Origin of the sequence: Leptospira vanthielii serovar Holland str. Waz Holland = ATCC 700522 (assembly GCF_000332455.1) — a bacterium.
GTDB classification, from domain to species: Bacteria; Spirochaetota; Leptospiria; order Leptospirales; family Leptospiraceae; genus Leptospira_A; species Leptospira_A vanthielii.
The window spans coordinates 219,408-246,096 of the sequence record NZ_AOGY02000065.1 but is presented as its reverse complement, the minus strand read 5'-3'; the positions used below and the strand labels follow the sequence as shown (position 1 = coordinate 246,096).

The 26,689-nt window shown below is 39.0% G+C and carries 24 protein-coding genes; 11 read left to right on the top strand and 13 right to left on the bottom strand.

The features are described 5' to 3' along the window. Positions 1 to 12: 12 nt before the first annotated feature. On the bottom strand, positions 13 to 2,007 hold the full coding sequence (locus LEP1GSC199_RS16110) for an ATP-dependent helicase (RefSeq protein ID WP_002987224.1): 1,995 nt from the start codon (positions 2,005 to 2,007) through the stop codon (positions 13 to 15). 58 nt (positions 2,008 to 2,065) lie between these two features. On the opposite strand from LEP1GSC199_RS16110, the gene LEP1GSC199_RS21900 reads away from it, so the two are divergent. Further along, positions 2,066 to 2,407, top strand: coding sequence for a response regulator (locus LEP1GSC199_RS21900; RefSeq protein WP_232420811.1), 342 nt, complete (start codon positions 2,066 to 2,068; stop codon positions 2,405 to 2,407). A 58-nt stretch (positions 2,408 to 2,465) separates the two neighbouring features. After that, complete coding sequence (locus LEP1GSC199_RS16105; protein ID WP_002987090.1) at positions 2,466 to 3,179, top strand: sensor histidine kinase; 714 nt, start codon at positions 2,466 to 2,468, stop codon at positions 3,177 to 3,179. A 6-nt stretch (positions 3,180 to 3,185) separates the two neighbouring features. On the opposite strand, the gene LEP1GSC199_RS16100 is transcribed toward LEP1GSC199_RS16105, so the two are convergent. Beyond that, a complete protein-coding gene (locus tag LEP1GSC199_RS16100) occupies positions 3,186 to 3,536 on the bottom strand; it encodes a hypothetical protein (protein WP_002987256.1) in 351 nt (116 codons plus the stop codon). 224 nt (positions 3,537 to 3,760) lie between these two features. On the opposite strand from LEP1GSC199_RS16100, the gene LEP1GSC199_RS16095 reads away from it, so the two are divergent. Genes LEP1GSC199_RS16095 through LEP1GSC199_RS16070 form a run of 7 tightly spaced genes read left to right on the top strand, consistent with a single transcriptional unit; the run spans position 3,761 to position 12,339 of the window. Then, positions 3,761 to 6,667, top strand: coding sequence for an LPS-assembly protein LptD (locus LEP1GSC199_RS16095; protein WP_051999782.1), 2,907 nt, complete (start codon positions 3,761 to 3,763; stop codon positions 6,665 to 6,667). Between the two features lie 11 nt (positions 6,668 to 6,678). Then, positions 6,679 to 8,079, top strand: coding sequence for an undecaprenyl-phosphate glucose phosphotransferase (locus tag LEP1GSC199_RS16090; RefSeq protein WP_002987356.1), 1,401 nt, complete (start codon positions 6,679 to 6,681; stop codon positions 8,077 to 8,079). A 9-nt stretch (positions 8,080 to 8,088) separates the two neighbouring features. After that, positions 8,089 to 8,373 (top strand): Asp-tRNA(Asn)/Glu-tRNA(Gln) amidotransferase subunit GatC, encoded by a 285-nt coding sequence (gatC, locus tag LEP1GSC199_RS16085; RefSeq protein ID WP_002987181.1) that lies wholly within the window; start codon positions 8,089 to 8,091, stop codon positions 8,371 to 8,373. Beyond that, the gene (gene gatA, locus LEP1GSC199_RS16080; protein ID WP_002987276.1) at positions 8,370 to 9,836 is read left to right on the top strand and encodes an Asp-tRNA(Asn)/Glu-tRNA(Gln) amidotransferase subunit GatA; all 1,467 of its coding nucleotides are present in this window, start codon (positions 8,370 to 8,372) and stop codon (positions 9,834 to 9,836) included. The genes gatC and gatA overlap by 4 nt, the downstream gene beginning before the upstream one ends. A 1-nt stretch (position 9,837) precedes the next feature. After that, positions 9,838 to 10,605, top strand: coding sequence for an imidazole glycerol phosphate synthase subunit HisF (gene hisF / locus LEP1GSC199_RS16075; RefSeq protein WP_002987141.1), 768 nt, complete (start codon positions 9,838 to 9,840; stop codon positions 10,603 to 10,605). Then, positions 10,602 to 11,267, top strand: coding sequence for an SLC5/6 family protein (locus LEP1GSC199_RS21895; protein WP_002987041.1), 666 nt, complete (start codon positions 10,602 to 10,604; stop codon positions 11,265 to 11,267). Before hisF ends, LEP1GSC199_RS21895 begins: the two co-directional genes overlap by 4 nt. Then, positions 11,158 to 12,339, top strand: a complete 1,182-nt coding sequence (locus tag LEP1GSC199_RS16070) for a sodium:solute symporter family transporter (protein WP_232420810.1) — start codon at positions 11,158 to 11,160, stop codon at positions 12,337 to 12,339. The genes LEP1GSC199_RS21895 and LEP1GSC199_RS16070 overlap by 110 nt, the downstream gene beginning before the upstream one ends. Positions 12,340 to 12,350: 11 nt before the next feature. Here LEP1GSC199_RS16070 and LEP1GSC199_RS16065 read toward each other — a convergent pair whose 3' ends face one another. From LEP1GSC199_RS16065 to folD, 5 genes are read right to left on the bottom strand one after another with little or no spacing between them, the layout of a single operon-like run. Further along, positions 12,351 to 13,454 carry a lipase family alpha/beta hydrolase gene (locus LEP1GSC199_RS16065; RefSeq protein ID WP_002987343.1) on the bottom strand — a complete coding sequence of 368 codons (1,104 nt, stop codon included), beginning with the start codon at positions 13,452 to 13,454 and terminating at the stop codon, positions 12,351 to 12,353. Beyond that, a complete protein-coding gene (rlmB, locus tag LEP1GSC199_RS16060; protein ID WP_002987173.1) occupies positions 13,441 to 14,214 on the bottom strand; it encodes a 23S rRNA (guanosine(2251)-2'-O)-methyltransferase RlmB in 774 nt (257 codons plus the stop codon). The genes LEP1GSC199_RS16065 and rlmB overlap by 14 nt, the downstream gene beginning before the upstream one ends. Beyond that, positions 14,196 to 15,653, bottom strand: coding sequence for a cysteine--tRNA ligase (gene cysS / locus LEP1GSC199_RS16055; protein WP_002987021.1), 1,458 nt, complete (start codon positions 15,651 to 15,653; stop codon positions 14,196 to 14,198). Before cysS ends, rlmB begins: the two co-directional genes overlap by 19 nt. Further along, entirely contained in the window at positions 15,650 to 16,618 is a 969-nt protein-coding gene (locus tag LEP1GSC199_RS16050; RefSeq protein ID WP_002987472.1) for an acetylxylan esterase, read from the bottom strand. The genes cysS and LEP1GSC199_RS16050 overlap by 4 nt, the downstream gene beginning before the upstream one ends. Continuing rightward, entirely contained in the window at positions 16,602 to 17,477 is an 876-nt protein-coding gene (gene folD, locus LEP1GSC199_RS16045; RefSeq protein WP_002987049.1) for a bifunctional methylenetetrahydrofolate dehydrogenase/methenyltetrahydrofolate cyclohydrolase FolD, read from the bottom strand. Before folD ends, LEP1GSC199_RS16050 begins: the two co-directional genes overlap by 17 nt. Positions 17,478 to 17,532: 55 nt before the next feature. On the opposite strand from folD, the gene asnS reads away from it, so the two are divergent. Together asnS and LEP1GSC199_RS16035 are read left to right on the top strand one after the other, a co-directional pair. Continuing rightward, the gene (asnS, locus tag LEP1GSC199_RS16040) at positions 17,533 to 18,837 is read left to right on the top strand and encodes an asparagine--tRNA ligase (protein WP_002986986.1); all 1,305 of its coding nucleotides are present in this window, start codon (positions 17,533 to 17,535) and stop codon (positions 18,835 to 18,837) included. 58 nt (positions 18,838 to 18,895) lie between these two features. Then, positions 18,896 to 19,699, top strand: coding sequence for a hypothetical protein (locus tag LEP1GSC199_RS16035; protein WP_002986938.1), 804 nt, complete (start codon positions 18,896 to 18,898; stop codon positions 19,697 to 19,699). On the opposite strand, the gene LEP1GSC199_RS16030 is transcribed toward LEP1GSC199_RS16035, so the two are convergent. The 6 genes from LEP1GSC199_RS16030 to LEP1GSC199_RS16005 form a co-directional block, all read right to left on the bottom strand. After that, positions 19,662 to 20,519: a hypothetical protein gene (locus tag LEP1GSC199_RS16030; protein WP_002987036.1), complete on the bottom strand. Its 858-nt coding sequence runs from the start codon at positions 20,517 to 20,519 to the stop codon at positions 19,662 to 19,664. The genes LEP1GSC199_RS16035 and LEP1GSC199_RS16030 overlap by 38 nt on opposite strands. 2 nt (positions 20,520 to 20,521) lie before the next feature. Beyond that, on the bottom strand, positions 20,522 to 22,510 hold the full coding sequence (locus tag LEP1GSC199_RS16025; RefSeq protein WP_002987073.1) for an ATP-dependent DNA helicase: 1,989 nt from the start codon (positions 22,508 to 22,510) through the stop codon (positions 20,522 to 20,524). 116 nt (positions 22,511 to 22,626) lie between these two features. Then, positions 22,627 to 24,213 (bottom strand): sodium:neurotransmitter symporter family protein, encoded by a 1,587-nt coding sequence (locus LEP1GSC199_RS16020; RefSeq protein WP_039927089.1) that lies wholly within the window; start codon positions 24,211 to 24,213, stop codon positions 22,627 to 22,629. A gap of 98 nt (positions 24,214 to 24,311) precedes the next feature. Beyond that, entirely contained in the window at positions 24,312 to 24,707 is a 396-nt protein-coding gene (locus tag LEP1GSC199_RS16015) for a helix-turn-helix domain-containing protein (protein WP_039927087.1), read from the bottom strand. 101 nt (positions 24,708 to 24,808) lie between these two features. Continuing rightward, on the bottom strand, positions 24,809 to 26,326 hold the full coding sequence (locus LEP1GSC199_RS16010) for an LIC12015 family putative lipoprotein (RefSeq protein ID WP_002987213.1): 1,518 nt from the start codon (positions 26,324 to 26,326) through the stop codon (positions 24,809 to 24,811). A 29-nt stretch (positions 26,327 to 26,355) separates the two neighbouring features. Continuing rightward, entirely contained in the window at positions 26,356 to 26,655 is a 300-nt protein-coding gene (locus LEP1GSC199_RS16005) for a hypothetical protein (protein ID WP_002987341.1), read from the bottom strand. Positions 26,656 to 26,689: the final 34 nt, after the last annotated feature.

The following is a 26,689-nucleotide window of genomic DNA, read 5'->3' as shown; positions in this document are numbered from 1 at the left end:
ATTTGATAGAAATCAATTCAAAAAGTATCTTTGGATGTCCTGAAACCGATCGTTTTCCGAATTAGATTTTGTTACCTCAGTATGAATCTTCGCAATTTCAGTCGATTCTTCGTCGACTAAATCTCTGAGATTAGGTAAATCAACCAGGAATCGACTGATAGTTGTTAATCGGTTTTTATCAGAGAATACGGGAGATGTTAAAAACAAACCTTGTTTTGCCCGAGTGATTGCTACATAAAACAATCTTCTTTCTTCTTCCAAATCTTGGACAGTTTTGATCCGAGAACTTGGTATACATCCCTCCACCAAATGCATGGTAAATACATACTTCCACTCTAACCCCTTAGCTGAGTGAATTGTGGATAGTGTGAGAAATTCATCTTCCTCTATATCAATAGAGCTTGTATCTTTTTTTTCTGTGGGATCTAGAGTTAAATTTGCAAGGTATTCGGAAAGGTTCTCAGTCGATTTTGTCAAGATTTTCAAGGAATCCAAATCCTGTTTCCTTTTTTCAAAATCATCATATTCCTGCTCTAAAATTGGTAAGTAGTGAGAAAGAACGACTTCCACTACGGCCAAACTATTTCCTAAACTAACCGTATTTACTTGGAAAATTTGAACTAATCTTTGAAACGCAGACTTTGCTGCTTCAGGAATACCCAAAAAAAATGTGGATGAACTTTCCAACATATCATATTGGAAATTGTTCAGTTCTAGATTTTTATAAAGAACTTGCGCATATTTTTTTCCAATGTTTTTTTCTAAAAGTAAAACCCGATTCCATGAAAGGATGTCTTTGGGGTTATCAATGATGCGAAGGTAAGCAAGAAGATCCTTCACATGCGCTAAATCCAAAAAACGTTTTCCGCCATATTTTCGGAACGGAATTTGTTTAGCACTTAGTTTGACTTCCAGAAGGTTGGAAATATAACCTGCTCGAAAAAGAACAGCGATTTCCGACAAAGGAATGTTATCTTCATACAATTCCAAAATTTTATCTGCTATCCAAGTAGCTTCCTCTTCTACGGATTCAAACTTTGTATGTATTGGTTTTTTTAAAGAACCTTGCGTATGTGATACTAATATTTTTTTATAGTTTTCTTTACTCTCGTCCAAAACAGCATTTGCTAAATCCAAAATGGATTGAGTACTTCGATAGTTTTCTGTTAGATGAATTATCTTTGTGTTAGGGAAAATTTTTGGAAAATCCAACATATTGTGGACATTGGCTCCGCGAAAACCGTAAATACATTGGGCATCATCGCCAACAACGATTATATTTTGATGTTTACTTGCCAGTAAACAAGCAATATGCGCCTGGATCCGATTGGTATCTTGGTATTCATCGACTAAAATATACTTATATTGTAATCCAATCCGTTCACGGATAGATTCTTCTTGCATTAATATCTTTCTTGTGAAATCTAACAAATCATCAAAATCCAGAGAATTGTGTTTTAGTTTTAATTCTACAAATTTAGATTTGATTTCTTGTATTTCTTTTGTGAGTCCGAGAAACATTGGGTAGTCCTTTTGCAGCACTTTTTCCAAGGAAATCTGAAGGTTGAAACAAGCGGAAAAAATCTCCGCAAGAGTTTCTTTTTTTGGGAACCGGAGTTTGGACTGTTTGGAAACCACTTGGTCTCTTGCCATACCCACAAGGCTTGTGGCATCATCTTCATCCAAAATCGTAAAATTGGAATTGAGGGAAACAGCTAACGAGTATTTTCGTAGGAAATGGTGGCAAAACGAGTGAAAGGTCCCGCCTTGTACGGACAACATCCTGGAGTCTAGTTTTTTCGTTGCGCGGTTCAACATCTCTTTGGCTGCCCTTCTCGTGAAGGTTAAAAGAGGTAGGGAACTCGGCTCTAGTCCACTCTGAACAAGAGCTGCTAATTTATTGACAAGAGTGTTCGTTTTCCCAGTACCTGCGCCTGCAACGACGAGGACAGGGCCGGGAGGTGATAAAATGACTGATTTTTGGGCTTCGTTTAAATCCTCATTCACAATACAGAGATTTGTTGTACGGATTCTGTTGACAAACTCTAATTATTGTATTTGATAGATGAAACCGGTTTTAAAGAATATGACAGCAGTTGTGGGAACAGACAAAGAAACAGACGTTAAGAGGATCCTAGTCGTTGAGGACGAAAGAATTATTGCGATCAATATATGTTCTACGTTGAAACAATATGGATATAACGCTACTTATGTTTCCGATGCCAACGATGCCATTGAACATATTGAAAACGAACACTTTGATTTAGTGTTAATGGATATTATGCTAAATGGTCCGATGGATGGGATTGAAATCGCGAGTATCATAAAAAAAAACAAAAGAAATCCCTGTTATTTATCTAACTGCGTATTCGGACGAAGCCACTATCAACCGAGCCAAGGCCACTGAACCCTTCGGTTACTTAATCAAGCCATTTAACAGCCGTGATTTGTATATTTCCGTAGAAATGGCAATTTACAAATCTCAAGTGCAAAAACACATTCGCAATGTGGAAAGTAGGCTTGCTGAAAATCAGAAATGGGAGACGATAGCACTTGTCGCCTCTGGGATTTCACATGAAATCAATAATCCACTCACATCTATTTTAAATCTGGCAGATCTAATTTCTTTAGAAGCAAAAAAATTAGCTAATCCCTCATTGGGTGAAAAAGCATCCAAAATTGCAGAAGAATCGGAACGAATTGCAAAAATTATCAAAAACTTAGTTTCTTATTCACAATCCACTTCTTCTCAATGGAACTATTCAAACTTGGGAAGTATTTTAAACGACACTCGTTCCTTCCTACACCAATACTTTTTAAAAGAAGGAATCCAATGCGAAATTGAAATAGGCGATGTACCACTTGCTTATTGCCAACCTCAAAAAATAAAACAAGTCCTCCTCAATCTCATCCAAGATGCAAGGGTTCGAGTCAATACGAGAGAAGATACCACTGGAAGAAAAATTACAATCATCTTAAAACAAGCGGAAGATGACGGATCAAGCCATATTCTCATTCAAATCAAGGACAATGGAGCAGAGGATCTAATGAAGGGAATTTCCCAAATGAATTCCTTAGAGGTTTCAAAAAGTATCGTTACCGAACATAAGGGAAAAATGTACAGGGATGAAGAATCCTCATCTTGGTTTTTTACTTTACCGATCATAAAGCCACTATAACAATCGTTAGCGCTTCCCCAACACCAAAGATTTAGATAACGGGGGAGTTTCTTCTAACAATTTAAAAAATAAATCAATGCGGTTGGAATGTAACATCCAATTATCTTCCAAAAAAAGTCCACTTAAGAAAAAATTAAAGTCCTTATAATATAAAAACGAAGTTTGTGGGTTTTTGGTGAAATCTAGAAGGATGGCTAAGGCTAACCGATTGGCACTTTCATCCGGTCCAAAACCTTCCATGGGAATTTGGATCGATGGTTCCGGAACCGTAAAACAATGTTCCGTACTTCCCTCTCTTACTTTGAGATTGTACCGCAAAGTACCAGGAATACGTTCTCCAGAGTAGGTTTTTGCCATTCAAAACTCCCGGATGCCCAAGGAATGAGCCATTTGATTATGTCCATTACACGAATAGTTTCGCAACCTCTTTTTCCGATAAAATACGAGATTCCTGTTCGAAATTCTGCCTGGTTTTCCATTGATTTTTTCGACCGGTGTAAAACTGTCGTTCTATACTTTCAAAGCCCGCTGTGCAAAAATCCATTCGTTTTCTCATATTATTTTATGGTTTTCTCTTCGGAATGGAAATTCTGGCGCAGGATATCAATGGGCTAAAACTCACTTTTCCTGACCAATCCAGCCCTACAAAAAACGCTCAAGAAGAAGAAAGAAAACAAACTACTGCCCAAGTACAACGCGGACTCGTTAGAAAATCTGTGGATTCCATGTCTGATAGAGAAGTAGAAGACAATCTTCGAAATTTAGGACTCAATCCATCGGGAACCATTTATACAAAAAGAGAAAGACTACGGGAGGCACTTGTTCCCGAAGAGGAACAGGCGTTAACTCCTGAAGCATTACTCAGTTCACAAACAAAAAAAGGCCCACCAATTCAAATCCAAAATGCCGCAGAAGGTCAACTTTTGAATATTGACAAAACGAAGGGTGGGGTTCTTGTCCTTCGTGGGAAAGTGCGACTTAAAATTCGCTCCGGTGAACTTGTTGCTGACTCGGTATCCATCGATGCGAATCGTCAAGAGGTCTATGCTGAAGGTGGTGTGGAATACAAAGACGGCACTGCCAAAGTTAATGGCGACCGGATGATCTACGATTTAAAAATCAACCAAGGTGTTGTGTATAATTCCAAACTAAGTATGTTCCCATCATACTTCATTGGGCAAAAGATAAAACGTTTGGATGAAAAAAGATATCTTTTGGAGATGGGATACTTTACTGCCTGTAATGCGGAACTTCCTCACGAATCCTTTCAAGCTAGAAAAATCATTATCCATGATGACAAGTCTGTTGTAGCATACCGAGTTTCCTACAAGGTAGGGGGAACTCCATTGTTTTGGCTTCCTGTTTTATACAATTCTGAGTCAGGGAACGGAGTCACAACACAAGTTGGTAAAAACAATACTCAAGGTTGGTTTTGGCAAAACTCTTATCAATGGTCTGATTCCTATCCGAATAGTCTTCTACTTGCCAATGGTTATAAATTTCGCTTTGATATGTATGAAAAAACGGGACAAGCCGCACAGCTAGAGATGTGGAAAGTATCACCAATTTTAAATTACAATATCAATCTTGGTTACGCTAATTATAAAAATAACACAATCACACCTGTATATGAAGACCGGTTCCGTAATGGTGGCATTGGAAACGTAGCAGTCACGAATAACGTAGATCGCGGCGAAATGTTTCCGAATACAGGGTTGCCATACCGCAATACAGGTGTTAACTATGATCCATGGTGGAAAACAGACCTTCGATTGAATGCAAAATTCAATGATTTCTCGCGTGACTACACAAGAAACGTTCAAATCCAATACGAAAATTATAGCAATCGCCAATTTGACTACGAATTTGGGAACAGATACCAACCATCAAATTCACTCCAATCATTATACTCTTATAGAGATGTTCGTTTTGGTCTCATCCGAAACTTATTAAATTGGAACTTAAACTATACTGAAAACAGAGGAGACTTGGGTGTCGGAATTGCGATGAGCCGAACTCTTGTTTACCAAATCCAAGCAAACCAATACTTTGCAGCACAAGATACGTTACCAGCAGTAACAATCAGAAATTCCAGTAACATTGGTTTGGTTCCTGGAACTAACAGTCCTATTTATTGGGATTTATTTTTTCAAACCAATATCAATCGAATCTACGGTGCTCCCCAACAAAGAACCAATCCAACAACAGGGGTTGTGGATCCAAGAAGTCAGTACCAAGACTTTGTTTTACGATCGCAAACCAACGTAATCGGTGAAACAGGATTTCGTTCCCCAATAACCATGGGTGCTTATATGTCATTTACACCTTCTGTATATATGGGTGCTACCAAACAAACGGTTGAGTATCCCGGATCTGGAAATGATTTAAACAGTCCAGACAGAGACGTAAACAAAGCATACGCCACATTATTAAAACAACAATCCTATCAGTATGTCAGACAATCTCATACAGTTCGAATGGGTATTCCTGAAATCTTTTTATCTACTACATACCGACGTTTAGATGCAGACAAGGCAGAAGCAAAAGATCCTATCCTTGGAAATTTACGCCAGAACGAGGCGGAATTTGCATTAGAAAGTTATGCGCTCAATGATTGGGACATCTCTGTAAGAACGATAAGAGATTTACGCCAATTTTCATCCTCTTACAATCCAGGACTTACCAATATGCAACGATGGTATTATACTGTTGTGAGAGTCGGTGGTTTTTTTGACTTTGTGGACGGATTTACAACACGTAGACCGAGTCTTTTGGAAAGAAAACGTAACTTCTATTCCGGTGTATTCATTAACAATGATTATGTGCATCATACTCCTCAAAATAGATCTCTATCAAATAACCTTACCCTTTCCTATAAAATGGGAGGTTTTTCATGGCCAATCATTCGTGCTTTTCGAAGCTTAGAAGTAGGATCTACATGGTATCATGTGTATAAAGATAGTTATTTGGATAGTTACAGATTTTTCTTTAGAACTGATGTCAAAGTAACAAGATATTCCGGTGTTGAATTAGAACTTGACTCCCGAGTCACAGAACCTTGGCGACTTACAGCTCTAGCGCAAGGTCAGTTTTATGCAATGAATACTAGTCCGGAAATGTATACATCTCAAACAGGAACTAATTATGACCAAACTACAATTTGGGAAGATTTAGCTGCGGGAACCGGCGCCCAAGGCCAAACAGAAAGGCAAAAAACTGTCTTTAATATCAACAGGTTTATGATGACCTTGAAACTCGACCTACACAACTGGGAATATCGTTTGGGTTATAGTATGAATTTACGGGCACTGCCAGGAGGCCTCACAATGAACAACCAATTGACTTTTTATGATCAATCTGTATACTTTTCTGTTAACTTAACCAATTTCAGTTTTGGCGATTCTGCGTCTGCTCAGGCCACTAGAGTTAGATTGTACAGATTCCGCAAACGTCCACTTGATGGAACATCCACTGACTTAACCGATTAATAGAGTTACAAATGTTAAAAGAAAGAAGCCAATCCTTCAAACTCCTATTCCTTGTAACAGACTTCTTCATAGCGCTGACAAGTTTCGTATGCGCTTATATCATTCGTTATTATCTTTCTCCTGATTCAGCTTTTCAAATCCAAATAATTGATCCTGTAAATTATTTGATTTTGGGTGTTGTACTTGGTTTTTCTCAGGTTTTATCATTTCTCTCTATCGATTTATACCATCCACGCAGAGGATTGTCTTTTTCTGATGAACTATTTGCAATCGTTACGGGAGTGGTTTTAAACTTACTCGTTGTACTTTCTCTTTTGTTTTTTTTCCGAGGGGAAAGTTTTTCAAGACTAGTCATCGGTTACTTTGCTATTTGCACAGTCATCCTTACCTCATTTTCCCATTATATATTACGATCCTTTATGCAATATTTACGCAGTCGAGGATTCAATCTAAAGTCTGTTCTTATCATTGGAACAGGGAAATCTGCGATTAATTTTTCTGAAACAATCAAAAAACATTCAATCTATGGTTATACAGTAAAGGGTTTTGTAGCTGGGAAAAAAAATCTTTCTCCCAAAAAAATACAAACCGTTACAACAACTGGAAAATTGGAGCCTTATGTTGAAGAAAATAATATCGATTTAATCGTCTATGCCCTATCGCATGATGAAGGTGATTCTTTAAAAGAGATCATTGATATCGCAGACTTTCATGGTATTGATTTAAAAGTTATTCCCAGTTACGAAGAAATTGTCACCGCAAAAGGAAGGGTGGAAGTTTTGGACGGGATTCCTATTATCTCGATTCGTAACATCCCGTTGAGATTGGGATACAACTTAGTATTAAAAAGAACTTTTGATATTTTCTTTTCCCTATTTTTTATCTTATTATTTAGCCCATTCTATCTGATCATTGCCTTACTTGTGAAATTAACTAGTAAGGGGCCCATTTTTTACAAACAAGAAAGAGTAGGCCTCGACAATAAGGTTTTTGGAATGCTCAAATTTCGGTCCATGGTAGTACAAGCAAAAGAAAAATCTGATACACTCTGGACAGTAAAAGATGACCCTCGTGTCACAGTAGTGGGTGCTGTTTTAAGAAAATTATCCTTAGATGAAACTCCGCAATTTTTTAATGTATTACTGGGTGATATGTCTGTTGTCGGACCAAGACCAGAACGCCCCTTTTATGTAGAAAAGTTTAGAAACGAACACCAACAATATATGAGACGTCACGCAGCAAAAGCAGGCATAACGGGTTGGGCACAAGTCCAAGGATTCCGTGGCGATACTTCGATCGAAAAACGAATCGAAGCAGATATTTTTTATATTGAAAACTGGTCTCTACTTCTCGATATCAAAATCATTTTACTCACCCCCCTTAAGACAATTATAGATAGGAATGCATACTGAGGAAACATTATGGATGAAAAAGAATTAAAAAACATTGCCCACTTGGCAAAACTTAACATAGAGGATACGGAAGTTTCTTCTATGTTAAATGACTTTTCTCGGATTGTACAATACGTAGATGAAATCAAAAACCTAGACACAACGAGTGTAGGTGATGATGAAATTTATGAACAAATCTTTTACGAATTGAGAAAGGACTTTGCCGAGAACGGTTTAAAAAGAGACGATCTCGCAAAAATTGCACCTTCCTATGAAAATGGATACATTGTGGTTCCCAAGGTAATTGAAACATGAAAGACTTAATTTTTCTTACATATTCCGAAATCAAAACAAAGCTAAATGATGGTTCATTAAAATCGGTAGACTTAGTTTCTGCTTATATAAAAAGAATTGAAGGAACTGATTCGAAGGTAAAAGCTTTTCTCGAATTCAACAAAGAGCGAATTTTAAAACAAGCCGAAGAAAGTGACAATAGAAGAAAATCCGGGAAATTACTTTCTGAATTTGATGGAATTCCCATTGGAATCAAAGATAATATCTGTATTACTGGTGAGATCACTTCTTGTTCTTCTAAGATTCTCGAAAACTTTAGATCCCCGTACGATGCATCCGTCATTCAAAGACTAAAAGAAAAAGGATTTGTTTTTTTCCCAAGGCTCAATATGGATGAGTTTGCAATGGGATCCTCTACCGAAAATAGTGCCTACCACACTACAAGAAATCCCTTTGATACAAGTCGTATTCCCGGAGGATCTAGCGGTGGTTCGGCGGCGGCAGTCGCAGCCTCTATGTTACCTGTATCACTTGGATCCGATACAGGTGGTTCCATTCGACAACCTGCAGCACTTTGTGGAATCTGGGGTCTAAAACCTACTTACGGTCGTGTGTCCAGGTATGGACTTATTGCTTATGCTTCCAGCCTTGACCAAATTGGTCCCTTTTCCAATGACTTACAAGGGATCTCAGACCTAATGGAAATTATCTCAGGCCTCGATCATAAAGACCAAACGACAGCAAAAGTAAATCCATTCGAAGCAAGTTCCGTTTCTTCTGTGAATTGGAAAGGCAAACGCATTGGGGTGATGAAGTCAGAAGAATTTAACTTTTCACCTGACGTAAACAAACGTTACACGGAAATTTTAAAAGAATTGGAATCCAAAGGAGCCACTCTTGTTCCACTCGACTTTTCTTTGTTAAAGTATGCAATCCCTGTTTACTATTTGATTGCCACTGCTGAATGTTCTTCCAACTTAAGCCGCTTTGATGGAATCCGATACGGATTACGTAAAGAAGGGGCTGGAAAATTAGAAGATTTATATTCTGAATCTAGAACCGCTGGTTTTGGGCCCGAAGTCAAACGTCGAATTTTACTTGGAACTTTTTCACTCAGTTCAGGTTATTACGATGCTTATTACGGAAAAGCACAGAAAGCAAGAGTTCTCATTCGCAAACAGTATGCAGAATTCTTTAAAACAGTGGATATCATATTCCAACCCACGTCACCCACAACGGCATTCAAAGTCGGAGAAAAAACAAAAGACCCGATTCAAATGTATCAAGCAGATATTCTGACTACCTCCGTCAACTTAGCGGGTGTTCCTGCCATCAGTTGCCCTGCAGGACTGGATTCAAATGGGCTTCCGATCGGATTACAAATTACTTCCTCCCATTTTGATGAAACAAAACTCCTAAGTTATGCCAAATCTACTTCTGAATTAGAAATTTGTAAATTGGTACTTCCTTCCGAGATCACCTAACATGGATGAACTAACCAAAAGAGTCATTCCTTGTTTGGATATAAAAGGCGGAAGGGTTGTCAAAGGGGTACAATTTGTAAACCTAGTCGATGCCGGTGATCCTGTTGCCTGTGCGGTTGCTTATGAAGAAAACAAAGCTGACGAACTTTGTTTTTTAGACATAACCGCTTCTTCTGACAAACGAGATATCCTTCTGAACTTAGTGGAACAAGTAGCCAATAGACTCTTTATTCCTTTCACTGTCGGTGGAGGGATTCGCACCATAGAAGATGTAAAAGCTGTATTGAATAAGGGAGCTGATAAAGTTTCTATCAATACCAGCGCTTTTCAAAATCCTCAATTACTGAAAGATTCCAGTGAAATTTATGGATCACAATGTATTGTTTGTGCTATCGATGTTAAATTTCATCCAGAGCGTAAAAGATACGAAGTGTACTTAAATGGTGGGCGTTTAGAAACGGGTAGGGAAGCCCTTGATTGGGGACGGGAAGCTTTTGAGATGGGTGCGGGAGAAATCCTTCTTACCTCTATGGACAAAGATGGAACCAAAGACGGTTTTGATATAACTCTAATGAAATCATTTACATCAAACCTTTCGATTCCGATCATCGCCTCGGGTGGTGCTGGGAATCCAGAACATATGGCAGAAGTAATCCTTCGTGGTGGTGCGGATGCAGTCCTTGCGGCATCTATTTTTCACTTTGGCGAATTTTCCATCCAAGAAACCAAACAAACAATGAAAGAGATGGGAATCAAAGTGAGACTATGATTCCTTTTCATTTTTTTGATTTTGTATTTTTTCTTTTTCCTTTTGTCGTCATTGTCCTCATTTTACTTCGTTTTCGTTCCAAACAAAAATCCACAAAAGAATACTTCCAAGCGGAAGGTAGTTTGTCTTGGTTTGTGGCAGGAACTGCCATGGTCGCAACGACTTTTGCGGCTGACACACCTCTTGCTGTAACAGAGATCATTCGAGGGCAAGGAATTGCCGGGAACTGGATTTGGTGGTATATGTCAGTCGGTGGGTTTGTGACTGTGTTTTTCTTTTCGAAACTTTGGAAGAGGTCTGGTGCATCCACAGATTTGGAGCTCATAAGGCTACGTTATAGTGGGAAGGAAGCAAATTTTTTACGAGGATTCAAGGCATTTGTCATCGGTTTTTTACTCAACCTAGTGATTCTTGGTTGGGTCAATTTAGCCATGTTAAAAATTATTCCTGTATTTTTCCCCCTTTGGACCGCATCCCATATTCTCGTTTATTTACTGTTATTTGGTGTGTTCTATACTTCGATCGCAGGCCTTAGAGGTATTTCTTATATTGATGTTTTTCAATTTTTTTTTAGCTTGGATAGGTTGTATTCTTTTTGCCTACTTTGCTATCAACTTACCAACCATTGGTGGACTCGAAGGTCTAAAATCAAAACTCGATAGTAGTAAAATTTTATTTTTCCCCAATGGATCTTCCGGAACCCTCCCTTGGGACCATTTTTTAATTCTCCTAACCGTTCTTTGGTGGTCTAGTTGGTATCCTGGTTCTGAACCTGGAGGTGGCGGATACATTGCCCAACGCATTCTTGCTACAAAAAATGAAGATGCTGCACTAAAAGGTTCTTTATGGTTTGTGATTGCCCATTATTTTGTTCGTCCCTGGCCCTGGATTTTGGTCGCACTAGTATCTCTCCTGCTTTATCCAAACCTTTCCGAAGTCGAAAGTGGAAAAGGATTTCTTATGGTACTACAAGAAGGAATGCCTAGTGGAATGATGGGGCTTATGCTCAGTGCCTTCCTTGCCGCTTACCTTTCTACACTGGCAACACATTTGAATTGGGGTGCCTCCTATCTCGTTAATGATCTTTGGAAACCAATCTTAGAGAAGGGAAGGTCTGACTCGTATTACCTAAAAGTATCTTATGCCGTCCAAATACTAACAGCCATTTGTTCCTTTTTCCTGGCAGTCTACGGAATGGAAACTATCAAAGGAGCATGGGTATTTTTACTCGAAGCATCATCCGGTATTGGGTTTATCTTAATTGTCAGATGGTTTTTTTGGCGAATCTCGGCTTGGACAGAAATTTTAGCCTTTGTCCTTTCTCCACTTTTGTATTTACTCTTTTCTGTTTACCTAAAGGTAGAATTTCCTTATTCCGTTCTTTATACTTCTCTTACAGCCAGTGTCTTATTGATTTTATCTACCTATATATTACCGAATACCGATCGCGATGTTTTAGTTAGGTTTTATGAAACAACGAAACCTCCCTTTTTCTTTTGGAAGGGTCTTTTCCAACAAGAACCAAACCAGAAACAAACCATTTACGAGAATCGTTTAGGTATCTCCCTTCTTGGAACACTCTCTGGTCTTTCTTTTGTTTTTGGTGGTTTGTATACGATCCAATGTCTAGTTTGGAAAGAGGGTAATCTACTGATTGGGTTTCCCGTTTTTCTATTAGGACTACTTGGATTGTATTTTTCTCTCCGTTCTTTACAAAACCAATCAGGAAATTAAACCAAAAACAATTAAAAAGGTGAATTACGAATTTCCGTAATCACTTGCGTGAAAAGATTCAGACTTTTAACATCATCTGGGCTTATCGTTTGGAAAGCCATCATGGAATGGTCACAATCTGCAATATTGATTTGTTTATAAGATAAATTTCCAAGCCTTGCACTATTGATCGGAACAATCCCATCTGACTGCGTAAAACCAGCGCCATTCAAAATGTTACAACCTATATTATAATAAGCCGTTTGACCGACATTACAGCCACTCATCACTCCAGCAAAACTGACAAACTTTCCATTCAGACCGGAACTTAGATAGGATTGATTGAGTGTATCGAGAACCAGATTTTCTGCTTCCGACAAAGGAGGTTGTCCTGCACCTTGGTTTGTATAAGCAAGCTCCGAACCACCTTGTGTTCCCACAAGATAACTTCCTAATTCATTTAGAAAAGGATTACTATTTAAAAAACTGGGAGTAGCAAACGGGGATCCAAATTGGGGACTTGCCAGTGTTACCACCAAACGAACAAAAGGAAGAGAGCCAGTTTCTGGAGATAAAGCCACTCTTGTCACGAGTCCTCCCATGGAATGGGCAATGATGTATACCTGATCTGAATCAGAAAAATTAGAACGAAGTGTGGAATGAAATTGCCTTCCATTGACAAGGATACTGTTAGAAGTGCGATAAGTATAAAGATAAAGATCAAAATCACTAGTTGCAGATCCCCTTCCTTCTTGAAAGTGGATCAAGCCATTCGAAAAAGTATTCTTTATATTTTGAATTTTTTTTTCATCATTGGTAACAGGATCGGAATCTCTTTCTGCTGGATTCCAACCATGGATCAAAACTAACTTTTTTTTTCCCGTTTTAGGAAAATAATCTGCGGTTACAAATTGTGAATCTGAAAGATTTCTAGAAAATCCAGGAGCAAATCCAAACAATTTCTGGTTTGGATTTGGTAAAAGGCCAAGGAGTGCTAAAATCAACAACTCATAGTTTTTTTTCTTATCGGAAGCAAATTCCTTTCGATAAAAATCGTAGATACAGGATTGAAATACAAAAATTCCTATTAGGAATAGTATAAAACTAGATAGAATCTTTCGCCTAACGCGAAACATTTTGAATCCGATCCAAAGTGATACCACAAGCAACTACAACATTCAAAGATGTCACAGAACCAAAAAGGGGAATTCTTGCCACGTAATCTGCCTCTTCTAAAAGTAAACGTTTCACACCTTCGCCTTCATTTCCCATGATCACCGCCATCTGCGAAGCTTCTGGTAAAGTTTCCCAAATAGTTTCTTCTCCTTCCTCATCAGTGGCCAAAATCCAATATTCATTTTTTTTGAGATATTCCATCCCGTGCATCAGGTTTGCCACTCTATAAATTTGCAAATGGTGGACAGCTCCCGCCGATACTTTTTCTACAACGGGAGTAATAGGAGAGGTATCTCTATCAGACATTAACACATGTTTCACACCCATACATTCAGCAGTTCTCAAAATGTTTCCAAGATTTCCTGGATCTTGGATACGATCTAAAATTAAAATGGGACCTTCGCCGACCTTTACATTTTGTTTAAACTGTTCAAATCCAAGTGACAAAAAGGATTTCTGTTTGGTACGAATGATTACATAACCTTGGTGGTTTTTATCAGAAGCAATTCTATCTAGTTCCCGGGTGGATACGGTCGTAAATTTAATTGAATTCGGGATGTACTGTCGGATCTTTTGTTTTTCTTCGTTTCCAAGTGAGTCCTTTACAATCACTTCCCGAATGGTTTTGATTCCACGTTCGGGAGCCACTTGGTCTAACGACTCCAAAAATTCAAAAAAATTACGTTTCCCAAAAAGTATTTCTACTGGATTTTTTTCCATGTGGTTCTTCCTTCTTTTGTATCAGCGAGAAGGATTCCTTTTTCTTCCAACTCTTTACGAATTCTGTCGGCAGTTGAGAAATCTTTGTTTTGTTTGGCGATCTTTCGTAGTTCAATTTGTTCCAAAATCCAATCTTCTGAAATACCTTCAAGAGTCTGGATTTCCTTTTTAAATTGAAACACGGCAAAGATCTCATTGATTTTATAGAAAAGTCGAATGGACTCTCCTAAAAACGATATATCTACTGCATTATCCTTGGCATCTAAATACTGATTTACTACTCGAACTAATTCAAAAACGGATGCAAGAGCTTTCGGAACATTTAAATCATCTGCTAAAGAATTTATAAATTCTAAATTAATATTTTGTAATTCAGGAACCGTAAAATCCCAATTTTCAAAACCTTCCGGGACATGATCCCATAAATTACCAGCTTCTAAAACACGATAAATTGTATTTTGAATCCGATCCATTGCGATCTTTGATTCTACCAGTTTATTTAACGAAAAATTCAACTTACTTCTGTAATGCGCAGAAATCAAATGGTAACGAATTGAATTTGGATCAAATCCTTTTTCAAAAATGTCTCGTAAGGTATAAAAATTTCCCTTACTTTTTGACATCTTTTCTCCATCAACTAATAGATGTTCGCAGTGAAGCCAGGTTCCGACAAACTCTTCTTCGGGATAAGCACCAAGACTTTGAGCAACTTCATTTTCATGATGAGGAAATAGGAGGTCAATACCACCAGTATGGATGTCCACACCCGATCCGTATACTTTTCGAATCATCGCAGAGCATTCTAAGTGCCAACCAGGACGTCCGTTCCCAATCCGCGTATGCCAACACTTTTCCTCATCGGTTTTTTGGTTTTTCCAAAGGACAAAATCTCTCACGTCATCCTTTTCGTATTCATCGGCATCATAACGAACACCAGACTTCATCCCAGAAACATCAATTTTAGATAGTTCGCCATACCGGCTAAACTTCTGAATGGAAAAGTATAAATTTCCATCTTTTTCATAAACAAGACCATTAGATTGGAGTTTTTCCACAAGTCCCACCATATCTTCAATGGACTCGGTTGCCTTAGGATAATGTTCTAACTTTTGAACGTGTAAAGTTTCTAAGTCTTTAAAAAAAGCTTCTGTCCAAGGTTTTGTGAATTCTTCAACACTGATTTTCCGTTTGATCGATTCGTTGATAATTTTGTCATCGATATCAGTTATATTCATTGATTGGTTTAACTTATAGCCACCTAACAAAAGAGCACGGCGGAGAACATCCACAAATAAAAAGGAACGAATGTTCCCAATATGAGCAAAATTATAAACCGTAGGTCCACAGGAATAAATCGTAACATTTGTCTCATCCTTTGGCCGAAAGGTTTCCTTTTTCCCCGATTTAGAATTATGAAAAACGAAGGGAACTAAACTCATAAGGCAAAAATTTCTTTTACAAATTCCAAGTTGGCTTGGGGTTGTTTGTCTTTTCCTGCTTCATTACCTTCGGTGGGATAAAGCTGCATACGTTTGTCACAATTTAGATGGTTAAACAATGCAAAGGTGGATTTGGGATGAGAGATTGTATCTTCCATTCCACAGGAAACAAGAGCTGGAATTTTTATTTTTTTAGCAAAGTTAAGCGCATCAAAATAAGCTAATTCCTTTTTATAGTCAATTTTTTTAGTGGCTCTCTTTTCTAAAAAGGGAGTCAATTCCCGAACCCATGGGTTTCCTTTTAAAGAAATTTGATCTTTATCAATATAACAAAAAGAAGGTGTCTCTAAAATCAAACCTTTGATTCGATCGGAATAGGCTGCCCCAAATACAGAAAGAGCAGATCCAAGGGACTTCCCATGTAAAATGATTTGGTCGCCATCAATCCCATCGGTTAATCGTAAAAATTCAATGGTTCGGATCACATCTAAATAGAGTTTACGCATATAAAACTCTTCTTTTTGGTCGAGACCATGCGCAAAATAATTCGGAGTCCAACCAATAGGAGCCTTTCCTGTGGTTGGATCTATGGGTGCATGAACCATTTCTTCACCATGTCCCCGTAAGGTGATATGAAGTTGCGCTACCCCTATATCAGAATAACCTTTTTGAATTTCTTCAGGGACGGCTAAATAATCATGGAAATAAACAACAACTGGCCTGTTTCCCCTTTTTCTCGGGATGGCCAGCTTCCCATATAACACATGATTGCCGATACTTTGAAAACTTACATCATTGAGTGATTCCCAAATAAAAGATCCTTTCAAAACCGTTTTGTATGTGGCTTTGATGGGGACTTTTTTTAACTCAGCAATCCCTTCCTTCCAAAAACTATCCAAATCCGTTGGAGGATCTAGTTTGGGCACCGTCTGGAAACATTCATCAAAACTAGCGGTTTGAGGCATGAGAATCCAACTTAGGGGAAAATTGATTTAGAAAACTATACATAGTTTGAAGTAAAAGAACAGAAATTGTCATAGGTCCGACCCCTCCTGGAACGGGAGTGTAGTAGGAAGCTTTGTCTTTGGCTTTCGAGATTTCAATATCTCCCACATTACCAACGTTATATCCGGCATCTAAAATAACAGCGCCATCTTTGATCCAATTTGCCTTGATAAACTCAGGTTTCCCAACTGCACCGACTATAATATCCGCTTGTTTTACAAACTCTGGGAGGTTTTGGGTTTTCGAATGGCAAAGGGTAACCGTTGCATTTAGATTCGTGAGCATAATTGCCATGGGTTTTCCTAAGATGGGGGATCTTCCTACAACCACTGCATGTTTTCCTGTAACATCGATTCCATATTCTTGAAGTAGTAGAATCATTCCGTACGGAGTGCACGGATAATATGCCTCACTATTCATTGATAGTTTTCCAAAGGAAACAGTAGTGACACCATCCACATCCTTCTCCAAGGCAATTTCATCAAAACACAAACGTTCGTCGATTTGGTGAGGGACTGGGTGTTGCAAAAGAATACCGTTTACAGAACTGTCAGCATTCAGTTTTTTAATTTCGGCTAATAGCTCTTCGGTGGTTGTCTCCTCTCCCAGTCTCACGTAACGTGATACCATGCCTACTTTTTCACAGGCCTTCACCTTCATATTCACATAGGTTTCGGAAGCGGGATTGTTACCGACAAGGATGGTGGCAAGAGTAGGAATTCCCTTACCTTCGGATTTAGCTTTTGCTAATGTTTCTGCGATTCGATTTCGAATTTTTTCGGAAATCGCTTTACCGTCTAATAGGATGCTAGATTTCATTCTGTAAGTTCAAAATTTCAGAGAAAATTGAACTGGCAAACAGAAAAAACCATCCATGACTCCAAGTTTAGATCCATCACAATCCAATTCCCAAAATCCGGCTTCCACACATAGTTTTCAAGGTTGGGTCCAAGGACTCCGAGGAAACAACCACGTCCAATTCCTGCAACTGCGCACCGATGGAAAAATTCACCAAGTGGTGGCCGAAAAAGAATTTTTAGGGGAGGATATCTTCAAACAGGTCAAAGCCCTACCACAAGAAACCTCTTTGGTGGTTCATGGAGTTTTACAAGATAATCCCAAGGCACCAGCGGGACAGGAACTCTTCCTGCATTCTCTCTCCATTGTGGGTGAGTCGCACCAGTATCCCATCACTCCCAAAGAACATGGACCCGACTTTTTACACAACCACAGGCATTTGTGGTTACGATCTAAACGCCAACTTGCCATCCAGAGGGTCCGTTCTGAATTGTCCTTTGCCATCCGTGAATTCTTTCGTAATGACGGATACACCCTCATCGATACACCCATCCTGACTGGCTCCATTGGAGAATCAGCCGGAACCTTATTTTCCACAGAATACTTTGACTTAGGCCAAGCCTACCTGGCCCAAACTGGACAACTTTACCTAGAAACGGCTGCTTTCGCTCATTCCAAAGTCTACTGTTTTGGTCCCACTTTTCGTGCGGAGAAAAGTAAAACGAGACGCCACCTTACCGAATTTTGGATGCTCGAGGCTGAAACCGCCTTTCTTGGCCAAGAGGGAAATTTAGACATGCAAGAACGATTTGTGAAAACAGTCCTTCGCACCACCATCGAACGAACCCAAGAAGATCTGCAAGCTCTGGATCGCGATCCAACACCTCTCCTAGAACAACTCGCCAAACCTTTCCCAAGAGTGGATTACGGAGATGCGATCCAAATTTTACAAACCGCAGGAGAGACAATCACTTGGGGCGAGGACATCAATTCCGATCGGGAACAAATCCTAACCACTCATTTTGGAACTGCTATTTTCATTCAAAATTTCCCACGAGCCATCAAAGCCTTCTATATGAAACAAAATCCCAATGACGCGAGTACGGTCCTTTCGGCGGACCTCATTGCTCCCGATGGAATTGGGGAGATCATCGGAGGCTCCGAAAGAGAAGAATCTTATGAAAAAATTGTGGAACGACTAAAAGAAGAAGGCCTTCCTTCGGAAGATTATTCCTGGTATTTGGACCTTCGAAAGTATGGTTCGGTTCCTCATGCAGGTTTTGGAATGGGACTCGAACGAGTGATTGCTTGGATTTGTGGTTTGTCCCATATTCGGGAATGCATTCCTTTCCCAAGGATGATTTACAGGCTCAGTCCTTAATTTTTCGTACGGGAAATTTACCTTGAGGCCGATCTTTTTAGGGAAAGAGAGGTACCTTATGGCACAACAAGCAACCCAAGTTTTTAATACATCCGTCGAACAAGAAGCTTGGGATCTATATGAGGTAGGATCAAACGAAGACGTCGTGGTCCTTGCCAAACGCCATCCCGAGAACTTTTATATCCAACATCTTGGTTATTTAGCATTGTATGAACTTACCGGAAGAGCGACAATCAAAGCTCCCAAAGGAATTTCAAGTCTTGCTCCCTTAGTTGATGCAATCCAAAATTTTGAAATTGGAAAAACGGCCGATGCTTGTAATAGCCTAAATCTATATTTCAAAACCCAAACAAATCCTCTTTGTTTTTCTATCATTCAAACTGCGATCAAAATCTACTTTCGCGCAGAAGCCTATGAAGATGCAAAATCAATTATCACCAGGTATAAAAAACAATGGAATGATAACTCTTTTGTCAAAGAAGAACTGATTTGTACGTATTACTTAAAACGATATGATGAAGTGATCAAAGTTTTCCGTGACAATATGAAATTGTTAAACGATTCCGATATCCATAAACTTGTGGGTATGGCACTTCTCTTTTTGGATCGTCACAAAGAAGCCAATTTGATTTTTGAAAACATTCCGAACAAATTGAATCTACCCAGCTTTGATGAGAAACGAAAGATGTATGATTCAGTGTATAAAAAAATCAGTGAATTAGAAGCAAAATCAAATTCTTTAGGCCACAAAGACTTAGAAGATATGGGTTTTGCTTATCTCTTTCATGGCGATTATTCAAAGGCAGAAAAAATGTTTTTATCTCTTACCGAGAAACTAAAATCAAAACTCTGCAACGTGTAAGGTTTTTTCTTGTTTCGGGGTGGCTAAGAAGTTTGGCCGCCTCGTCTGTGGGAATGACAAGATCCGTTTGGTTTTTTCCCGCCGTTCCTAGTGCCAAAACAAAGTAGGGATTTTTTCCTATTTTGGCTTCTGTTCCTTTTCCCGTTTGTTCATCTCTATATACAATATATCCAGTTTCAATGGCATAAGCTTCTTTCACATAGACAGGAGAATAAATGTCAAGACCTCGATCGGTTTGTATTTTAGGAAATAAGGCTCGCTTCACATTCAGATGGCGAGCATCAACAACCAGGCCTGAAAATTCTACAGGCACCACTTCTTCACTAAACTCAGGAACAGACTCTATTCCATATTCAACGGGAAGATGAGCTAAGATTCCCTCTTTACCTTTGAGATGTAAACTTGCCTTTGCTTCTAAAACATTCTTCACAAACTGGAAATCGTAATCTTCTTTCTCTGATCCAATATAGGAATTTAAACGTAACCTTGTTTGTTGGTTTACTTGGGTGTATTCATACACGGTATAGTCAGCGTTAAAAAGAATGGATTCTAACCTTTGGCTAAGACGTACTCGAAGTTTTTCCCGAGCTTTTTTCCGGGCCATGGAATGGGCTTTGCCCTGGCTTGTGGCGGTATTTTTTCCCGAGAACTCGGGATCTTCTTCGTCAAAAACAATTTTGGGAATGGTCTCTTTCACCGAAGAGGAAATGTAAAGGTCTGTCCAGTTGACAATAGAAGAATAGATATCTTTATCTTCAATGGGTTTTGACCCAAGAGAAACTGAGAATAGAAAAACCAACAGAAGATAGATTCGTTTCATAATTAAGACTTCGGCAAAAGTTTGAATTTTCTTTCCAATTCGTTGAATTCCGTTATGAGGGGAACTCCTTTCGGAAGACTTTGCAAGACGTTTTTTCCATAGGACTTTGTATGCACCCTGGGATCAAGGATACTCACCATCCCTGTGTCCGACTGAGAACGGATGAGACGCCCAAACCCTTGCCTTAGTAATAAACAAGTTTTTGGAACCTGCATTTCCCAAAACGGACTTTTACCCTTTTTTTCCATATCTTCCATCTTGGCTTGTAAAACAGGTTCTGTAGGAACTTGGAAGGGAAGTTTGGTCACAATCACATTTCTGAGTTTGTCACCTTTAATGTCTACACCCTGCCAAAAACTAGACACTCCAAATAACACACTTTTTTCATTAGCAAGAAACTCACGTTTGGCGGCGATTGGCCCCAGTTCTGTTTGGGAAAAAATCGGATAAGGAACTTGGTTTTTAAGTTCTTCATAGAGTTCTGACAAAAGTTTATTGGATGTAAATAATACAAAAGCATCCCCCTCGGAAAGTTTGAGAAGACGTGTGATCCAATACGAAAGATCCGTTTTATTGCGTTTTGGGTCTTGGACTGGATCTGCCACTTGTTTTGGTACAAACAAAAGCGAATGAGTGTTATACGAAAATGGAGAAGCCAATGTTTTGGTTTTAACTTCTGTGGTTCCCACTTCCTTCAAAAAATACTGAAAATTCCCCGCAGTTGGGGAAAGGGTCGCCGATGTCATCACCACAGAATCCATATTGGGAAATAGAGTGTTTGCCAAGATCTCGTCTGTATTTTTCGGTTGGGAGAATAAATAATAAAATGGATCTTTCGAAGACTGGGGAGGAGGTTCAATCCAAAACACCAAATTAGGATTGGTTTTCAACCGGAAGTCATTGAGAAATGATGAGGCTTTTTTTAGGTTTCCTGAAACCATCTCAAGGCCTAGAGCCATTTCCTTCTCTTCCATATCCTCACTGTCTTTTTTATACTTAGTAAGGAGGCTTTCTAACTGAGAAGCCAGGTCTGCTAGAGTATCTTCTAAAGCTCCATTGTCTAATTTGAGCCGTTCCGTGTGACGTGTGGAAAACTGGTTGAATTGTAAAGGAATGGCAGAAAGTAACATACGAAACAAATCATTCGCATAACCAATAGAAGCCTCTACAGACTTTATGATTTTTTCGCTGTTTTTAAGTTTTAAAACAAGACCTGTCCGTTTCTCAGGAAAGTAGAGATAATGCAATAAATTCATTAGCAGGTCATAACGAATTTCAGAACCAAATGCCCGACCTACAATTTCAGGAAAAGCATGGGCTTCATCAATGACAAGTTGAGAAAAAGGAGGAAGGATTTTGAAATCACCTGCCAAGTGGCTTGCGAGAAGGTGGTGGTTTACAATTAGAATATTTGCTTTTTTCCACTTTTCTTTTTCTAAAAAATAATAAGAGGAACTGAAGTTAGGGCAATTTCTCCCCAAACAGTTGTCAGACTCTCTAGACACGGAGTTCCAAAAGGAATTGGATATAAAACCATCGTATTCCGCGCGGATTCCGGCTGTGGTTTGTTTCTCCCAGTTCACAAAGTATTGCAGGGAAGATTCCATTTCTGGACCAAAATCCCCCCGTTCCATCACTCGATTGTATTTACGTTTGCAAAGATAGTTGCTGGCACCAAGAGCCACCATCGCATTGACAGGAACTCCCAAAGCCTCAGAAACAAGCGGGATATCTTTATATAATAGTTGGTCCTGTAAAGATTTGGTCTCAGTGGAAACAACCACAGTACATTCGTTTTCTAAAGAGAATAGTGCGCTCGGAATCAAATAGGCAAGGGACTTTCCGACACCGGTTCCTGCTTCAATCGCCCAATGGGAACCCGTATTAAAAGCAGATTCAATGGAGGTGGCCATATCCATTTGTTCTTTTCGAACTTCATAATCCTTCCAAAGTTTAGGAAGTTTGTTTGTAAAAACTGCTTGTACGTCCAATCCTTAATGCCTGTTACGAAAAAGAAGAATAATACACGCCACAGTCAAACTAATCACGGAAACAAGAGAGATTGTCATAATGAGTATCCCTTGCCAATTGAGTTCGCCGGATGAAATCATATAACAACCTTATCCTTTTTGTGATCCAGTGCTTTAGAAACTAATATATAAATAAATCCGTAGATCAAAAACAATCCAATCACTACCGAACGAGCCACTGTGGCCTTTGTTTTAGCATCTTCAACATTTTCTCCTTTGTTTTCAGCAAGGAGTCCCATCACTTCTGGATTCATTTTATCCAAATATTCAGGCAGGTTCATATAACAAAAAGAAACGAAGATAAATAATAGAAACCAAGGAGTAATGTATTTTAATACAAACTGAATGGACTTAGGAAAGGGGATAAGACTTCCTTCATTGGCATCCTTCACACCTTTCTCCACTCCAATTTTGAAAACAAAAATAAAAATTTGGATGGAAGCCAGAATATAAATCATAATGGTCCCTATGTAAAAATCTGCAATGTCCAGAGCCGCAAAATCTTTGTTAAAATAAATAATAGGGAGGCACAGAAGGAAGGTAAATAGGAATAATATTAAGGAAGACTTACGCCGACCCACATGGAACCCTTCCTCTAAAAATAGGATCCCAGGTTGCAACATGGTTACCGAAGAAGTAATGGCAGCAAGGAATAACACAAAGAACCACAACCCACCAAAAAAATCCCCACCAGGCATCATCCCAAAAACAGAAGGCAGGGCGATAAAACCCATTCCAAAAGTTCCAAAAGAAGTGGCTTGCATTCCTAAAAACAAAAAAGCAACAGGAATGGTGATCATACCACCAAACACAACTTCTGCGAATTCATTCAAAGAAGCAGAAGAAAGACTAGAAAGTACAACATCATCTTTTTTCTTTAAAAAACTAGAGAACACAAGGGCGATCCCAAATCCAGTCGATAAGGAAAAGAAAATTTGTCCAGCGGCACTGATCCATACTTTAGGTTGGGTCAGTTTAGACCAATCGGGGTTCCACATAACTGCAAGTCCCGATTCAATACCAGGAATGGTAAGCACACGAATAAGGATGATGGTAGCACAAATTCCCATAAGGGGCATGGCAATTTTTGCAAAGGCTTCGAGCCCTTTCGAAAGGCCACGATAAACTAGTAAAAAATTAAACAAAACACAGAGGAGAAAAAATACAATGATTGGAGATTGAAAACTAGAACCGTTGGCATCCGCACCAGTTAGGTGTAAAAAAAAGGTCGAAGCCTGTTTTGTCATCTCATCTTGGGTAGAAGCATTCAGGGACATTTGACCTGTAAGAAAGTAATACGCATAAGCCAAACACCAAGATTCAATGAATACATAGTATACATAAATCATCACAGGAATCATCACACCAATGGTCCCGGAAAGTTTGAGTGGAAATCCTTTTAGATACTCACGAAAAATAAAAGGTGTGCTGTGGCCGTGTTTGCCACCCATGCGACCCATGGTCCACTCGGCTAAACATACAGGAATTCCTAGAATGAGGAAACTAATGATGTACGGAACCATAAAGGCGCCGCCACCATTTTGTGCAGCTTGCCCCGGGAACCGTAAAAAATTTCCAAGTCCAATCGCACCACTTGCCACAGCCAATATCAATCCTATACGACTGGCCCAGCCATCGTGGTGTTCCACTTGTCTATCTTTCATCAAGGACTATTGAATGTATTAGGAATTATGTGACAAAATCTTTTTGTAAAGGGATGAGAAAAAGCAAGGCTTTGAGCCTTGCTTTGGTATTTTTCAAATTAGCCGAGAAATAGCTCGTTTTTTTCCATTTTCAGAACTTTGGAGACCAGATTCTTAAAATCTTCCGGTGGTTCCAAAAGTCCAAGTTCTACTTTTGACAAAAACGGAGTGGAAACTTTCAATTTCTTAGCGAAATCGTATTGTTTGATTCCTAACTCACGTCTGACTGCCCAAAGTTTGTTTTTCAATCCATTGGAAAACTCAGGGTAGATGTCTTCCACAGCGCTGTCGTTGAAAAGTTTATCAACAGAGGTTTTGATATACTTTGCACAAGACGACTTAAATTTTTCAGTCGGATCTTGGGCTCCAGTCTCAATTTTGGATAGGTAACTCGGAGAAACTCCCAGTGCCCTTGCCATATCGTACTGTTTGATACCTCTCTTCTTTCGAAGCATGTAAATGTGATTGTTCATTTATCCCCCCTAACAGTCAGAATATGTCAAATATGGCAAAATTCAATAAAAAAATTTTGCCATACCCTAAAACTTGAATGGGACTATAATGTAACTTCCTTTAGACGATCAGCGGCAATGACCAAATTGTAAGTGGTTTTTAGCCCAGACACTTTCTGTTCAATAAATGAATTCCTTTGGGCACCTTCCATTTCCGATTTGATCCTATCACGAACAGCCGGATAAGGCTTAGGAATGCGATTCTGTGGGTTTTTCGGGTCTTGGTCAGCGTAAGCATACAATTTACCTGCTTCATAGGCATCTCTCATTTGAGTTTCGGTCACAGTCACAGGAATGGCTTTGATTTCATCTTGTAGTGATTTTAACGCCAAAGAAACCTTCATTTTATCCATTTGCATTAAATATCCAATTTCTGAACCAACGTCTTGCACACGGTCCGAAGTTTCTGCAATTTTCCCTTGGAGGATGGTGGACTGGAATAAATTCAGCATATCCCAAGTTTTGGATTTTTCATCCTTGTAATCTTGTTTCAGAATACTGGGAATGGCTTCAAATTCAATAGTCAAATCCTTCCAAGAGTATGTTTTTCCATCTCGAGTGGAATACAATGCATAGTCTGGTGTAAAGATCTTTGGATCGATGTCCGTAGGACCAGAAAAACGTGGTAAGTTTGCGACAGTGATTCCACTTTCTTCAGTGATTTTTTTCAGTTCTTTTTGATAGAGACCTTGTTCATATTCTTTCATGGTATGAGAAGCAAACTGGTTGGCTTTGTCAGCCGATTCTCCGTCAGTAAAATAGGCAACAGATGCTTTTGTGTCCGCATCATCATGGGTTTTACCGTATTCAGTAGCTTCCTTTTTAAAATCATCAAAAATGGAAGTGAAGTATTTTTTTAGTCTCTCTGGGTGAACTTTTTCAGTTCCTGTGGAACGAACCACATAAGCAATCCTTCCTTCTCCTGCTTTCGCATAAGAAATAAAAGTTCCTCTTTTTGCCTTCTTCACTTCCGTTAGAATGTCTTCCAATGGCGTTTCTGCACAGTTTGTACAAAAAGGTTCTAATTTTCCAGCAATCGGTCTTCTTGTGATATCTTCTGTGACTTTAGAAATTTCTTCAGCAATTTCTTTATTAGATAAGGAATTCAATTTGTTTGCGAGTTCTTCTGCTTTTTTTAAGTTAGCAGCTTCATCTTCACCACGAACTAGTGCTAATTGAAGATTCACAAACTCTAACGGTTTTTCTTTTAAACCATTTTTTACATACTCGCGCATATAAACGTTAAGTTTCAAAAATTGATTCACAAGAGATTCAATTTTTTGCACGTCAGCTTCAGCCACTTTTTTAGCGGAGATTGCATCTTTTAATAAGATTTTTTCCAAAGCGATACTTTCTAAAATTTTTGCTTGGATGTCAGCACTAATGGGTTGTGGTTCTGCATTGCCTCGTTTGGAAGCTTCAATCACAAAGTTCATTTCTTTGCGAGTTACAGTTCCACCATCAAACGTCGCGAGGATTTCAGAATCCTTGGAGCAATTGATGAGTGATACGAAAGTCAAACCGAGTATAACACCCAGAGTGAGAAATTTGTTTAGATTCATTGGATTTCCTTGTCTATTTTCAGTATTGTTTAATATTTGCGAACTGGTTTTTCCGACTTTTTCGGTTCCAAAACTTGTGGGGGGGTTGGGATTGTTTTCTCTGGACCAACTGCAGTTTTTTTAGCCAAAGGCAGTGAACTGGCAACATTCAATTTGAGGATCTCTGATTTTTGGTCCTCTAATTTATGCATCTCAGATAAAAACGTTTCTTTGAGAATGGGGGAATATTCCCTGTCCGAAGCAAGCCGATCCGTCAATTTTTTCAATTCTACGACATCTCGATCCAGTTCTTCCAGTTTTTTGTATAAATGGGCAACAGTTACCTTCAAACACCACTCCTTCCAAAAGTTTTATTTACTTGCA

Coding starts and splice junctions, on each gene's coding strand:
- LEP1GSC199_RS21900 (WP_232420811.1), top strand. CDS start 2,066: ATGAAACCGGTTTTAAAGAATATGACAGCAGTTGTGGGAACAGACAAA.
- LEP1GSC199_RS16105 (WP_002987090.1), top strand. CDS start 2,466: ATGGCAATTTACAAATCTCAAGTGCAAAAACACATTCGCAATGTGGAA.
- LEP1GSC199_RS16100 (WP_002987256.1), bottom strand. CDS start 3,536: ATGGCAAAAACCTACTCTGGAGAACGTATTCCTGGTACTTTGCGGTAC.
- LEP1GSC199_RS16095 (WP_051999782.1), top strand. CDS start 3,761: ATGGAAATTCTGGCGCAGGATATCAATGGGCTAAAACTCACTTTTCCT.
- LEP1GSC199_RS16090 (WP_002987356.1), top strand. CDS start 6,679: ATGTTAAAAGAAAGAAGCCAATCCTTCAAACTCCTATTCCTTGTAACA.
- gatC (WP_002987181.1), top strand. CDS start 8,089: ATGGATGAAAAAGAATTAAAAAACATTGCCCACTTGGCAAAACTTAAC.
- gatA (WP_002987276.1), top strand. CDS start 8,370: ATGAAAGACTTAATTTTTCTTACATATTCCGAAATCAAAACAAAGCTA.
- hisF (WP_002987141.1), top strand. CDS start 9,838: ATGGATGAACTAACCAAAAGAGTCATTCCTTGTTTGGATATAAAAGGC.
- LEP1GSC199_RS21895 (WP_002987041.1), top strand. CDS start 10,602: ATGATTCCTTTTCATTTTTTTGATTTTGTATTTTTTCTTTTTCCTTTT.
- LEP1GSC199_RS16070 (WP_232420810.1), top strand. CDS start 11,158: ATGTTTTTCAATTTTTTTTTAGCTTGGATAGGTTGTATTCTTTTTGCC.
- LEP1GSC199_RS16065 (WP_002987343.1), bottom strand. CDS start 13,454: ATGTTTCGCGTTAGGCGAAAGATTCTATCTAGTTTTATACTATTCCTA.
- rlmB (WP_002987173.1), bottom strand. CDS start 14,214: ATGGAAAAAAATCCAGTAGAAATACTTTTTGGGAAACGTAATTTTTTT.
- cysS (WP_002987021.1), bottom strand. CDS start 15,653: ATGAGTTTAGTTCCCTTCGTTTTTCATAATTCTAAATCGGGGAAAAAG.
- LEP1GSC199_RS16050 (WP_002987472.1), bottom strand. CDS start 16,618: ATGCCTCAAACCGCTAGTTTTGATGAATGTTTCCAGACGGTGCCCAAA.
- folD (WP_002987049.1), bottom strand. CDS start 17,477: ATGAAATCTAGCATCCTATTAGACGGTAAAGCGATTTCCGAAAAAATT.
- asnS (WP_002986986.1), top strand. CDS start 17,533: ATGACTCCAAGTTTAGATCCATCACAATCCAATTCCCAAAATCCGGCT.
- LEP1GSC199_RS16035 (WP_002986938.1), top strand. CDS start 18,896: ATGGCACAACAAGCAACCCAAGTTTTTAATACATCCGTCGAACAAGAA.
- LEP1GSC199_RS16030 (WP_002987036.1), bottom strand. CDS start 20,519: ATGAAACGAATCTATCTTCTGTTGGTTTTTCTATTCTCAGTTTCTCTT.
- LEP1GSC199_RS16020 (WP_039927089.1), bottom strand. CDS start 24,213: ATGAAAGATAGACAAGTGGAACACCACGATGGCTGGGCCAGTCGTATA.
- LEP1GSC199_RS16015 (WP_039927087.1), bottom strand. CDS start 24,707: ATGCTTCGAAAGAAGAGAGGTATCAAACAGTACGATATGGCAAGGGCA.
- LEP1GSC199_RS16010 (WP_002987213.1), bottom strand. CDS start 26,326: ATGAATCTAAACAAATTTCTCACTCTGGGTGTTATACTCGGTTTGACT.